We start from the raw sequence: 12,098 nt of genomic DNA, 5'->3' as shown, positions 1-12,098 counted from the left end.
TCTCCTAGAGGAGCCCCTGGGCCTCCGCCCAGGCGGCGAACTCCCCGGTCCTGAAGGGGATGCGGTAGCGGCTTTCCAGCAGGTCGTCCGCGAGCGCCGATACGAGGGGGACGGTCAGCAGCCCGGCGCGGATGGCTTCGCACAGCAGGCCCAGGGTCCGGCGCACCACGACGGGGCGGCCGCGTATCGCTTCCGTGGCGACGCGGTCGTCGATCACCGCGATCGCCCCGGGGGTGCTCTCGGCGAGCGCGAGCACCCCGCATTCACCGGCGTTGCGGCCGTCCGGACCGACCAGCCGCTTGGCGTAGTGGGAGAACGCCGATAACTGGGCCTCGGTGTTCAGCGGCACCACCTCGATCCACGGCGTCTCCTCGAGCACCGACCGCAGGTGCGGGTAGTGCGGAACGCCCTGCCGCACCTCCTCGCGCACGATGTCCGGTATGCACACGCGGTGCTCCTTGAGCACCGTCTTCAGCACGCCGAGCCACTGGGCCTTCGCGAAGTGGCTGAGCGGACCGGTGTCCAGCACGTAGGCCGGTGGCTCGTCGGTCACGACGTGACGGTCCAGATCTCGGAGGCCGGAACGGGCGGCAGCTCGGGCAGCGAGGCACTGTCGAAGGTGCCGAGCAGGAGCCCCAGCGCCCTTCCCTCGGTCACGGCCTCTCTGCGGTACAGCGCCAGTACGGCCTGCTCGTACGTCCTGGGCAGGGCGACCGGGGCCAGCTCGTCGCTGACCACGAGGTCCTTCTCCACGATGTCGGCCCGCCGGGTCTGCACCTGCCGAATGTCCTCGGCCCTGGAGTGTTCGACCAGGCGGAGCTCCTTGAGGCGACGTGCCAGGGTGGCCATGTCCACCCGGTAGCAACTGGCTGCGCGGACCGCGGCGTCCCGCCAGCTCTCGTCGGGTGTGTTCGTCCACCGCGCCCAGCGGGCGCGCAGATCGCTCTCCGGCAGCAGCAGGGCCCGGGCGAACCGGTCGAGCCGGGCCTCGAGGCCGTCGGCCTCCGACGAGGCGACCCGCCAGTCCAGGGCGTACTCGTCGGCGATGAGGAAGTGGCCCAGTTCATGCGCGGCGGCGAGACGGCGGCGGCCCACCATCCGGCTGCCGTTGACGAGCGTCACGCCGCCCTTCTCCAGGAGCACGGTGCCGGCGTCCGCACCGTCCCCGAGGTCGAGGGAGAAGACCAGGAGACCGAGGGCGGCGGCCAGCCCCGCGATGTTGTGGGCCGGACCAGCGGGCCCCAGCCCGAGCATGTGGCGCGCGGTGGCCGCCATCTCCTCGGCCTCGGCGGCGGTGGCCGGAGGCGGCAGCGGCTCGGGCTGGCCGGAGACCAGCCCGGGGATGCAGGACACGACGAACTCGGTCTCACGGACCAGTTCGTCGAGCCGTAGGTCGATGGCCTGCGTGGCGACGTCGGGGTGCGCCCGGCGGTAGGAGACGAGAGCCGGCGGAGCGTCGTCGACGAACCACTCCACCCGCCGCTGGAGCTCCCGCGCGATGGCCACCAGCTCCAGCGCGGACAGCCGGCGTTTCTCGGTCTCGATCTTGGCGAGCGCGCTGCGTTCCAGCCCGACGGCCACCGCGAGCTGTTCCTGGGTGACCCCCTGCTCAGCCCGCGCCTCTGCGACCCGCCGCCCGATACCCATGTGTGCGAATTTAGCACAAAGGAGATCGGCACAGCGGGAACTTCGGGGCCTCGGGGCGGAGGACTCAGTCCTTGTGGACGGTCCCGTCCGGGTCCAGTCCCCGGAAGGAGAGGATGACGATCAGGATGCCGCCGCAGACGATCGCCGAGTCGGCGAGGTTGAACACGGCGAAGTGCTTCGGCGCGATGAAGTCCACGACCGCGCCCTCGAAGACGCCCGGCGCCCGGAAGATCCGGTCGGTGAGGTTGCCGAGGGCGCCGCCGAGCAGCATGCCGAGCGCGACGGCCCACGGCAGGCTGTAGAGCTTGCGCGCCAGGCGGGCGATCACGACGATCACGGCCGCCGCGATCACCGTGAAGATCACGGTGAAGGCCTCGCCGAAGCCGAAGGCCGCGCCCGCGTTGCGGATCGCCACGAAGCGCAGCCAGTCCCCGACGATCTCGATGGGCTCCTGGTGCTCCAGCTTGGCGACGACGATCATCTTGCTGGTCAGGTCGAGTGCGTACGCCAACGCGGCGACCGCGAAGAGCACGGCGATCCGCCGCCTGCCCCGGGGACGCTCCGGGGACCGTTCCTGCTCGGCGTCGGCCCGCTCCCGGCCGTCCCCCGCCGCGTCCGGGATGTCCGGCGTACCGATGATGCGCTCCGCCTCTGCCACGTGAGTCCCTCAGCCTAGGTACCTGACTTTGGACGAGGGTACGGCACGCCTTCCGTCCCGGCGGCCGATCAGTACCGGCGCTCCTGCTTCTGCTTGCACTCGACGCACAGGGTGGCCCTCGGGAAGGCCTGCATGCGCGCCTTGCCGATGGGGTTGCCGCAGTTCTCGCACAGGCCGTAGGTGCCCGCGTCCAGGCGCTCCAGGGCGCGCTCGGTCTGGGTGAGCACCTCGCGCGCGGTGGCGGCCAGCGCCAGCTCGTGCTCGCGCGTGATGTTCTTGCTGCCGGTGTCCGCCTCGTCGTCGCCCGCGCCGTCCCCGGAGTCGCGCATCATGCCCTGCAGCGACCGCTCCGAGGAGTCGATCTCGGTGCGCAGCCGGTCGGCCTCGGACTCCAGCCCCCCGCGCGCCTCCTCCACCTCCTCCGGGGTCCAGGGGTCCTCGCCGGGCCGTACCGCGAGGTCGCCGGGGTCCGCGGCGGCGCCGCGCGCCTTGGGGACGGCGGTCTTGGCCGCCGTGGCCGTGCCAGGGGTCTTCTTCGCAACCACCGTCGTGGCTCCCGTCTGCTCCGCGGTCTGCGCCGCGCCCACCTTCTTGGCCGTGCTCTTCTTCGCCGTGCTCTTCTTCGCCGTGCTCTTCTTCCCCGGAGCACGCTTGGCCGACGCCCGCTTCGCGGTGCCGCTCCCCGCCGCGGTGCCGCCCTCCGCGCCGCCCCCGGCCGCGGCGTCCTGCTCCTCCGCGGCCCCCTTCCCGGCCGTCGTCCTCCTGGCTGCGGACTTCTTCGCAGCCGCCTCGGACTGCTGTACGGCGGTCTTCTTCGCCACCATGGCCGCGGCCCCTTCACATATTGTGATCTTGCTCGCGAATCGTGCTGGGACGATAAATCGACTCGAGTCCCGCGGCAACGGGGCACGCCGCCCGGTTCGCCCGCCCAGCGCCGCGCCGCGCACCGAGCATGCCTGCGTTGTGCCCAGCTCCCCGCCCGGTAATCCGCCGGACCCGGGCCCGGTCGGGCCGCTCCACGACCGGGGACCGGGCGGCGGCATTCGGGTCACGGCGAGCCGCACGGAGCGCGGGCGGGGGCCCTGCCGCCCGGCGCAGAAACCGGTCGGCCGCTGTCGGCCCGGCGCCGTACACTGGGCGGAGCGAAAAGCGTGGATGGGGACGAGTAGCGGCGTATGCAGCCCAGAGCGACCCGGGGACGGTGTGAGCCCGGGGGCGAGCGCGACGTGAAGATCACCCCGGAGCCGCCGGAAGAAAGCCCAGCACCGCCAGGGCGAGTAGACCCGGCCTCGCGCCCCAACGAGGGGGCTCACCGGCGCACAGGACGCACCGGGGGCCAAGGAGGGTGGTACCGCGGGAGCGAAGCTCTCGTCCCTCCGACGGAAGGCAGCACGTCCGCCGGAGGAAGCTCGTTGAATACGCAGCCGCAGTACCGCCAGGTGCCCGCCCAGGTCGACCTGCCCGCGCTCGAACACGCGGTGCTCGACTTCTGGCGCGAGCAGAAGATCTTCGCCAAGAGCCTGGAGCAGTCCGAGGGCCGCCCCGAGTGGGTCTTCTACGAGGGCCCGCCCACCGCCAACGGCATGCCGGGCGCCCACCACATCGAGGCCCGCGTCTTCAAGGACGTCTTCCCCCGCTTCCGCACCATGCGCGGCTACCACGTGGGCCGCAAGGCCGGCTGGGACTGCCACGGCCTGCCGGTGGAGCTGGCGGTGGAGAAGGAGCTGGGCTTCTCCGGCAAGCAGGACATCGAGGCGTACGGCATCGCCGAGTTCAACGCCAAGTGCCGCGAGTCGGTGACCCGCCACACCGACGCCTTCGAGGCGCTCACGACGCGCATGGGCTACTGGGCCGACCTCCAGGACCCGTACCGCACGATGGACCCGGAGTACATCGAGTCCGTCTGGTGGTCGCTGAAGGAGATCTTCGACAAGGGCCTGCTGGTCCAGGACCACCGCGTCGCCCCCTGGTGCCCCCGCTGCGGCACCGGCCTGTCCGACCACGAGCTGGCACAGGGCTACGAGACGGTCGTCGACCCGTCCGTCTACGTCCGCTTCCCCCTCACCTCCGGCCCGCTGGCCGGCGAGGCCGCGCTGCTGATCTGGACGACCACGCCCTGGACCCTGGTGTCCAACACGGCGGTCGCCGCACACCCCGAGGTCACCTACGTCGTCGCGACGAACGGCGAGGAGAAGCTCGTCGTCGCCGAGCCGCTGGTGGCGAAGGCCCTCGGCGAGGGCTGGGAGACCACCGGCGCGTCCTTCACGGGCGCGGAGATGGAGCGCTGGACCTACCAGCGGCCCTTCGAGCTGGTCGAGTTCCCCGAGCCCGCGCACTACGTGGTCAACGCCGACTACGTCACCACCGAGGACGGCACGGGCCTCGTCCACCAGTCCCCCGCCTTCGGTGAGGACGACCTGAAGGTCTGCCGCTCCTACGGCCTGCCCGTCGTGAACCCGGTCCGCCCGGACGGCACCTTCGAGGAGGACGTCCCGCTGGTCGGCGGCGTCTTCTTCAAGAAGGCCGACGAGAAGCTCACCGAGGACCTGGACACCCGGGGCCTGCTCTTCCGGCACATCCCCTACGAGCACAGCTACCCGCACTGCTGGCGCTGCCACACCGCGCTGCTGTACTACGCGCAGCCGTCCTGGTACATCCGCACCACCGCGATCAAGGACCGCCTCCTCCAGGAGAACGAGGGGACCAACTGGTTCCCGGACTCGGTCAAGCACGGCCGGTACGGCGACTGGCTGAACAACAACATCGACTGGGCGCTCTCCCGCAACCGCTACTGGGGCACCCCGCTGCCCATCTGGCGCTGCGAGGACGACCACCTCACGGTCGCCGGCTCCCGCGCGGAACTCACCGAGCTGTCCGGCACCGACCAGTCGGCCCTGGACCCGCACCGCCCGTACATCGACGACGTCACCTTCGCCTGCCCGCAGGACGGGTGCGGCAGGACCGCCACGCGCGTACCGGAGGTCATCGACGCCTGGTACGACTCGGGCTCGATGCCGTTCGCGCAGTGGGGCTACCCGCACAAGAACAAGGAGCTGTTCGAGAGCCGGTACCCGGCGCAGTTCATCTGCGAGGCCATCGACCAGACCCGCGGCTGGTTCTACACGCTGATGGCGGTCGGCACCCTGGTCTTCGACAAGTCCTCGTACGAGAACGTGGTCTGCCTCGGCCACATCCTCGCCGAGGACGGCCGCAAGATGTCCAAGCACCTCGGCAACACCCTGGACCCCATCCCGCTGATGGACCGGCACGGCGCGGACGCGGTCCGCTGGTTCATGGCGGCCGGCGGCTCCCCGTGGGCGGCCCGCCGGGTCGGTCACGGCACCATCCAGGAGGTCGTCCGCAAGACGCTCCTCACCTACTGGAACACGGTCGCCTTCCAGGCCCTGTACGCCCGCACCGCGGGCTGGGCGCCGAGCGCGGCCGACCCGGCCCCCGCCGACCGCCCGGTCCTGGACCGCTGGCTCCTCTCCGAGCTGCACGCGCTCACCGACCAGGTCACCCAGGCGCTGGACGCGTACGACACCCAGCGCGCCGGCAAGCTGCTGTCCGCCTTCGTCGACGACCTGTCCAACTGGTACGTCCGACGCTCCCGCCGCCGCTTCTGGCAGGGAGACAAGGCGGCACTGCGCACCCTGCACGAGGTCGTCGAGACGGTCACCAAGCTCATGGCCCCGCTGACCCCGTTCATCACCGAGCGGGTCTGGCAGGACCTGGTCGTGCCGGTCACCCCGGGCGCCCCGGAGTCGGTGCACCTGTCCTCGTGGCCCGAGGCGGACCTGTCGGCGATCGACCCGGAGCTGTCCCGGCAGATGGTCCTGGTCCGCCGGCTGGTGGAGCTGGGCCGCGCCACGCGCGCGGAGTCGGGCGTCAAGACGCGCCAGCCGCTCAGCCGTGCGCTGATCGCCGTGGCGGGCTTCGACGCGCTCACCCCCGAACTGCACGCGCAGATCACGGAGGAGCTGAACGTCGAGTCCCTGGCGTCGCTGAGCGAGGTCGGCGGTTCGCTGGTCGACACGACCGCGAAGGCCAACTTCCGTGCGCTGGGCAAGCGGTTCGGCAAGCGCGTCCAGGACGTGGCGAAGGCCGTCGCGAACGCGGACGCCGCGGCGCTCTCCCTCGCCCTGCGCGAAGGCACGGCCTCGGTGGAGGTCGACGGCGAGACGATCGCCCTCGCCCCCGACGAGGTGATCATCACGGAGACGCCCCGCGAGGGCTGGTCGGTCGCCTCGGACTCCGGCGCGACCGTGGCGCTGGACCTGGAGATCACGGAGGAGCTGCGCCGCGCGGGCCTCGCCCGTGACGCGATCCGCCTGATCCAGGAGGCCCGCAAGAACAGCGGCCTCGACGTCGCCGACCGCATCTCCCTGCGCTGGACCGCCTCGGACCCGGCGACGGTGGCGGCCCTGACCGGCCACACGTCCCTGATCGCGGACGAGGTCCTGGCGACGGACTTCGCCCAGGGCGAGGCGGACGACACGTACGGGGAGCCGTTCACGGACGAGGGCCTGTCCCTGACGTTCCGCCTGCGCAAGCAGTAACCGAGCAGCACCCGGGCCCGGCCCCCCTCTCCTGGGGAGCCGGGCCTTCTCGGCTGCCCGGCACGGGTGGGCACGACCCGCGCCCGCACCCAGCACAAGGGCGGGCCGCGGGTCGAAAACCCGGGGCCCGCCCTTGAACGCTGCCGAAGGCAACGCCGTACTACTTGCCGGACGTCAGTCCGGGACAGCTCAGTTGTCGTCCTCGTCGATCAGGAACCCGCGCATCGGCGAGGGCGCCTGCCCCATCGGCGACGGGCCCTGCGGACGCACCGGCGCCATCGGCTGGGTCATCGCCGGCGACATCTGCTGCTGTCCGCCGTAGGACGGCCCGGACTGGCCCGGACCGCCGCCCATCGACTGGTTGCCACCGTAGGACGGGGCACTCGCGCCGGCCGGAGCCATCGAGGGCGCCGGGGACGGCGGCAGGGAGGCCGTGGCGGGCGTGCGCGGCGGGGCGAGCGAGTCGTCCGCCTGGGTCTCCAGCTGACGCAGCTGCGACTCCAGGTACGACTTCAGTCGCGTCCGGTACTCGCGCTCGAAGCCGCGCAGGTCCTCGACCTTGCGCTCCAGCGTGGCGCGGGCGGACTCCAGGGAGCCCATCGCGACGCGGTGCTTCTCCTGCGCGTCCCGCTCCAGGGCGTCGGCCTTGGCACGCGCGTCGCGCTCCAGACCCTCGGCACGCGAACGCGCCTCGCCGACGATCTTGTTGGCCTCGGAACGGGCCTCGGCGATCGCCTGGTCGGCGGTCTGCTGGGCCAGCGAGAGGACACGGGCGGCGCTGTCGCCACCGGGGCCGCCCTGACCGGGCATGCCCGGGCCACCGGGACCCTGCGGGCCACCCATGGGGCCGCCCATCGGGCCGGGGCCCATCTGGCCCTGCATCGGACCGGGGCCGCCCTGGCCCATCGGTCCCGGACCCTGACCCATCGGGCCGGGCCCCTGCGGACCACCCTGACCGCCGGGGCCGGCGGGCAGCTGCGGGGCACCGCTCGGCAGCTGGGGCGGGCCACCCATGGGGCCACCCATCTGCTGCTGCGGCGGGCCCGATATGCCGGCGGGCACCGGAGCGCCGGGACCTCGCATGCCCTGCTGCGGCATCCCCTGCTGCGGCATCCCCTGCTGGGGGTGCTGCTGCGGGTGCTGCTGCTGATCCTGCGGGGGCTCCGGGGGCTTGCGCATGTTCTGCTGGTTCTGCGCGGCCGCGCGCGTCGCCGCGGCCAGCTTGGCGCGCAGGTCCTCGTTCTCGCGGAGCAGCCGGGTCAGTTCGGCTTCGACCTCATCGAGGAAGGCATCGACCTCGTCCTCGTCATAGCCTTCTCGGAGGCGGACGGTCGTGAACTGCTTGTTCCGCACGTCCTCGGGGGTCAACGGCATCTCTTCACCTCAACGTTGTCGTCGGCATTCGGCAAGCCCGTATCTCTCTCATCGATCACAGCCGGCTCACGATCGAGATCAGGATGTAGACGATGATCATCAGTACGAAGAAGGACAGGTCGAGCGCCACGCCCCCGAGACGCAGCGGCGGAATGAACCGCCGCAGAAGCTTCAACGGTGGATCGGTGACAGTGTAGGTGGCCTCCAGAACGACCACCATCGCCTTGCCGGGTTGCCACGAGCGGGCGAACTGGAAGACGTAGTCCATGACCAACCGGAAGATGAGCACGATGAGGAAGCACATCAGCGCGATGTAGACGACATCCAGGACCACGCTCATGACCTGTGCTTCCCTCTCCCCTGAACCATCTCTCGGACCCGGTTCTCGGATCCGTGTTCTTGCTCTGTACCGGTGGTGCGTCTCAGCTCTGGTTGAAGAACCCGCCCTCTGCGATGCGGGCCTTGTCCTCCGCCGTGACATCGACGTTAGCAGGAGACAGCAGGAACACCTTCTGCGTCACCCGCTCGATACTGCCGTGAAGACCAAACACCAAACCGGCCGCAAAGTCGACAAGTCGCTTCGCATCTGTGTCATCCATCTCAGTGAGATTCATGATCACCGGCGTGCCCTCACGGAAGTGTTCCCCGATGGTACGGGCCTCGTTGTAGGTCCGGGGGTGAAGTGTGGTGATCCGGTAGGGCTCTCGTTCGGACACGACCTTGGGCATGATGACCGGTGCGCTCTTTTCCAGGCTTGCGCGTTCTTGTGTGATGGATGCCACGGGCGCGATCCGCGCCGGGCGGCTGGATTCCGCCGCGAGCGAAGGGGAGCGGGGCACCGGCTCGCGCTGCGGGGGCGGTTGTACGACTCGTACCTCTTCGTCCCTTTGGGGCTGATGTGAACCATGGGGCTGGTGGACGGGCTCGTGCCGCCGGTGGTCCCGCTCGGGCTCCGGGTCCAGCTCGGGTTCGAAGTCGTCGTCGGGGTCGAACCCCCGGCCGTCGTACCCATCGTCCTCCACGAGGCCGAGGTAGACCGCCATCTTGCGCATCGCGCCGGCCATTCTCTGAGTCCTCCGCTCTGTGGTGGATCGGCTGACGACTGCCAAGTGCCCGCGATCCACGAGGTCGTTGCATCCGCCTTTCGGCGGTAATGACCATATTTTCTGCTGTGGTCCGACTTCTTGGCGACGTTACCCGAGCCTGGGGCGGACTCCGAGTACCGCGGTGCCGACGCGTACATGTGTCGCCCCGGCGGCCACGGCCTGCTCGAGGTCCGCGCTCATTCCTGCGGAGACCATGTTCGCAGCCGGATGGGTCCGGCGCACGCGGGTCGACAAATCCATGAGGCGTTCGAACGCCGCCTGTTGGCGCCCCGCGTACTCGCCGGTGAGGGGAGCGACGGTCATCAGCCCGTCGAGCCGCAGCCCTTCCGCCCCGGCGACCAGGTCGGCCAACTCCTCGACCCCCGCGGGACCGACGCCGCCGCGTTCCCCGCGACCGCTCTCCCCCGCGTCGAGCGCGACCTGGAGCAGGCAGCCCACCTCGCGCCCGGTGCGTACGGCCTCCCTGGACAGGGCGGTGACCAGCTTGGGGCGGTCGACGGACTGCACGACATCCGCGTAGCCGACCACGGAGCGCACCTTGTTGGTCTGCAACTGACCGACGAAATGCCACGAAAGCGGCAGATCCGAGCAGGCCGCGGCCTTGGGGGCCGCGTCCTGGTCGCGGTTCTCGGCGACATGGCGCACGCCGAGGTCGGAGAGAATCCGCACATCGTCCGCCGGGTAGGTCTTGGTGACCACGATCAGGGCCACCTCGTCGCGCCGGCGGCCGACGGCCGCACAGGCGGCGGCGATGCGCTCCTCGACCGTGGCCAGGTTCGCGGCGAGTTCGTGCTTACGGTCCGTCATGCCCCATCAGTCCAGCCAGACATAGCTCGCGAGCCGCCCGGTGGTGCGGTCGCGTCGGTACGAGAAGTGGTCCTCCGACTCCCGGGTGCACACCGGCGACTGCGCCCGGTCGCGCACCCCGAGTCGCTCGAGCTGCGCGTGCACCCCGGCGCCCACGTCGACCGCCGGCGTACCCCAGCCCGTCACGGCGTGCGCCGCCGGTTCGACGGCACTCACCTCGGCGCGCATCTCCTCGGGCACCTCGTAGCACCGGCCGCACACGGCGGGTCCGGTGCGGGCGACGACGCGGGCGGGATCGGCGCCGAGTTCCGCCATGGCCCGTACGGCGGCGGGGACGACCCCGGCGACCAGGCCCGGCCGGCCCGCGTGGGCCGCGGCGGCGACACCGGCGACGGGGTCGGCCAGCAGGACGGGGACGCAGTCGGCGGTGAGGACGGCGAGGGCGAGACCGCGTTCGGCGGTGACGATCGCGTCGACCCGCGGGACCGGGCGGTCCCCCCAGGGTCCGTCGACCACGGCGACGTCGGCGCCGTGCACCTGGTTCATCCAGACCACCCGGGCCGGGTCGACGCCCAGCGACTTGGCGGCCAGCTCCCGGTTGGCCGTGACGGCGCCGGGGTCGTCGCCGACCGCGCCGCCGAGGTTCAGCTCCTCGTACGGAACGGCGCTCACTCCGCCCCACCGGTCGGTGAAGCCGAAGTGCGCGCCGTTCACGGTGTCGCGCTGTCCTATCACTTCAGGAAGTCCGGCACGTCCAGTTCCTCGGCCGCGCTGTCCGAGTAGGTCCGGGACGGCGGGACCGGCGGCGGGGCGACCGGCGGCAGGTCGCTCACCGGCTCCGGTGCGGGGGCCGGCTCCGGCTCCTCCTTCGGCTTCACGCTGCCGAGCGAACCGAAGGACGGACGGCTCTCGGTCTGCCGCGCCGGGGTGGGCTCCTCGCGCTTGGGCGAGGAGGAGCCGAGGACGTTGTCCCGCTGCTTGGACGGCGGCTGGCCCCCGTCGAAGCCGGCCGCGATCACGGTGACCCGGACCTCGTCGCCGAGGGCGTCGTCGATGACCGCGCCGAAGATGATGTTGGCCTCGGGGTGGGCGGCCTCGCTGACCAGCTGGGCGGCCTCGTTGATCTCGAACAGGCCGAGGTCGGAGCCGCCGGAGATGGAGAGCAGCACGCCCCGGGCGCCGTCGATGGACGCCTCCAGGAGCGGCGAGGAGATCGCCATCTCGGCCGCGGCCACCGCGCGGTCGTCGCCGCGGGCCGAGCCGATGCCCATGAGGGCGGACCCCGCCTCGGACATGACCGACTTCACGTCGGCGAAGTCCAGGTTGATCAGGCCCGGGGTGGTGATGAGGTCGGTGATGCCCTGCACACCGGACAGCAGCACCTGGTCGGCGGACTTGAACGCGTCCAGCACGCTGACCTGGCGGTCCGAGATGGACAGCAGCCGGTCGTTGGGGATGACGATGAGGGTGTCGACCTCTTCGCGGAGCTCCGCGATGCCGTCCTCGGCCTGGTTGGCCCGGCGCCGTCCCTCGAAGGTGAACGGGCGGGTGACCACGCCGATGGTGAGGGCGCCCAGCGAGCGGGCGATGTTGGCCACGACGGGCGCGCCGCCGGTGCCGGTGCCGCCGCCTTCGCCGGCTGTCACGAAGACCATGTCGGCCCCCTTGAGGACCTCCTCGATCTCCTCGCGGTGGTCCTCGGCGGCCTTGCGGCCGACGGCCGGGTTGGCTCCGGCGCCGAGTCCGCGGGTGAGTTCACGGCCGACGTCGAGCTTGACGTCGGCGTCGCTCATCAACAGAGCTTGCGCGTCGGTGTTGATGGCGATGAACTCGACGCCCTTGAGACCGACCTCGATCATCCGGTTGATGGCATTGACACCACCGCCGCCGACACCGATGACTTTGATGACTGCGAGGTAGTTCTGCGGTGCTGCCACGTCGAAGGCC

The 12,098-nt window shown here is 71.2% G+C and carries 11 protein-coding genes; 1 reads left to right on the top strand and 10 read right to left on the bottom strand.

The features are described from left to right. Nucleotides 1–4 precede the first annotated feature (4 nt). From ACGF5T_RS20230 to ACGF5T_RS20215, 4 genes are all read right to left on the bottom strand, one after another. Nucleotides 5–553, bottom strand: a complete 549-nt coding sequence (locus ACGF5T_RS20230; protein WP_356608107.1) for a hypothetical protein — start codon at nt 551–553, stop codon at nt 5–7. Beyond that, the gene (locus tag ACGF5T_RS20225; RefSeq protein WP_366766182.1) at nt 550–1,647 is read right to left on the bottom strand and encodes an XRE family transcriptional regulator; all 1,098 of its coding nucleotides are present in this window, start codon (nt 1,645–1,647) and stop codon (nt 550–552) included. Before ACGF5T_RS20225 ends, ACGF5T_RS20230 begins: the two co-directional genes overlap by 4 nt. Before the next feature lie 64 nt (nt 1,648–1,711). Continuing rightward, nucleotides 1,712–2,305 (bottom strand): signal peptidase II, encoded by a 594-nt coding sequence (gene lspA, locus ACGF5T_RS20220; protein ID WP_356608111.1) that lies wholly within the window; start codon nt 2,303–2,305, stop codon nt 1,712–1,714. Between the two features lie 68 nt (nt 2,306–2,373). Further along, nucleotides 2,374–3,129, bottom strand: a complete 756-nt coding sequence (locus ACGF5T_RS20215; RefSeq protein WP_366766181.1) for a TraR/DksA C4-type zinc finger protein — start codon at nt 3,127–3,129, stop codon at nt 2,374–2,376. 588 nt (nt 3,130–3,717) lie between these two features. Between ACGF5T_RS20215 and ileS the strand changes: the two genes are divergently transcribed. Continuing rightward, on the top strand, nt 3,718–6,864 hold the full coding sequence (gene ileS, locus ACGF5T_RS20210; RefSeq protein ID WP_366766180.1) for an isoleucine--tRNA ligase: 3,147 nt from the start codon (nt 3,718–3,720) through the stop codon (nt 6,862–6,864). Between the two features lie 189 nt (nt 6,865–7,053). Here the strand turns inward: ileS and divIVA are convergent, their stop codons facing one another. The 6 genes from divIVA to ftsZ all read right to left on the bottom strand — a co-directional run bounded on the left by divIVA (nt 7,054) and on the right by ftsZ (nt 12,088). Then, nucleotides 7,054–8,238, bottom strand: coding sequence for an apical growth/hyphal branching protein DivIVA (divIVA, locus tag ACGF5T_RS20205; protein WP_356608116.1), 1,185 nt, complete (start codon nt 8,236–8,238; stop codon nt 7,054–7,056). Between the two features lie 55 nt (nt 8,239–8,293). Beyond that, nucleotides 8,294–8,578 carry a YggT family protein gene (locus tag ACGF5T_RS20200; protein WP_007448661.1) on the bottom strand — a complete coding sequence of 95 codons (285 nt, stop codon included), beginning with the start codon at nt 8,576–8,578 and terminating at the stop codon, nt 8,294–8,296. A gap of 82 nt (nt 8,579–8,660) precedes the next feature. Beyond that, nucleotides 8,661–9,302: a cell division protein SepF gene (gene sepF / locus ACGF5T_RS20195; protein WP_356608118.1), complete on the bottom strand. Its 642-nt coding sequence runs from the start codon at nt 9,300–9,302 to the stop codon at nt 8,661–8,663. Nucleotides 9,303–9,431: 129 nt separating this feature from the next. Then, nucleotides 9,432–10,151: a YggS family pyridoxal phosphate-dependent enzyme gene (locus tag ACGF5T_RS20190; RefSeq protein WP_366766179.1), complete on the bottom strand. Its 720-nt coding sequence runs from the start codon at nt 10,149–10,151 to the stop codon at nt 9,432–9,434. Nucleotides 10,152–10,157: 6 nt separating this feature from the next. Continuing rightward, nucleotides 10,158–10,886, bottom strand: a complete 729-nt coding sequence (gene pgeF / locus ACGF5T_RS20185) for a peptidoglycan editing factor PgeF (protein WP_356608121.1) — start codon at nt 10,884–10,886, stop codon at nt 10,158–10,160. Further along, nucleotides 10,883–12,088 (bottom strand): cell division protein FtsZ, encoded by a 1,206-nt coding sequence (gene ftsZ, locus ACGF5T_RS20180; protein ID WP_356608123.1) that lies wholly within the window; start codon nt 12,086–12,088, stop codon nt 10,883–10,885. The genes pgeF and ftsZ overlap by 4 nt, the downstream gene beginning before the upstream one ends. Nucleotides 12,089–12,098: the final 10 nt, after the last annotated feature.

The sequence above is a fragment of the Streptomyces sp. NPDC047853 genome (genome assembly GCF_043204535.1).
Lineage (GTDB): Bacteria > Actinomycetota > Actinomycetes > Streptomycetales > Streptomycetaceae > Streptomyces.
This window is presented reverse-complemented; position numbering and strand designations above follow the sequence as displayed.

What these genes read in the sequence shown, in the direction of transcription:
- ACGF5T_RS20225 (WP_366766182.1), bottom strand. Translation starts at nt 1,647, where the DNA reads ATGGGTATCGGGCGGCGGGTCGCAGAGGCGCGGGCTGAGCAGGGGGTC.
- ACGF5T_RS20215 (WP_366766181.1), bottom strand. Translation starts at nt 3,129, where the DNA reads ATGGTGGCGAAGAAGACCGCCGTACAGCAGTCCGAGGCGGCTGCGAAG.
- divIVA (WP_356608116.1), bottom strand. Translation starts at nt 8,238, where the DNA reads ATGCCGTTGACCCCCGAGGACGTGCGGAACAAGCAGTTCACGACCGTC.
- ACGF5T_RS20200 (WP_007448661.1), bottom strand. Translation starts at nt 8,578, where the DNA reads ATGAGCGTGGTCCTGGATGTCGTCTACATCGCGCTGATGTGCTTCCTC.
- sepF (WP_356608118.1), bottom strand. Translation starts at nt 9,302, where the DNA reads ATGGCCGGCGCGATGCGCAAGATGGCGGTCTACCTCGGCCTCGTGGAG.
- ACGF5T_RS20190 (WP_366766179.1), bottom strand. Translation starts at nt 10,151, where the DNA reads ATGACGGACCGTAAGCACGAACTCGCCGCGAACCTGGCCACGGTCGAG.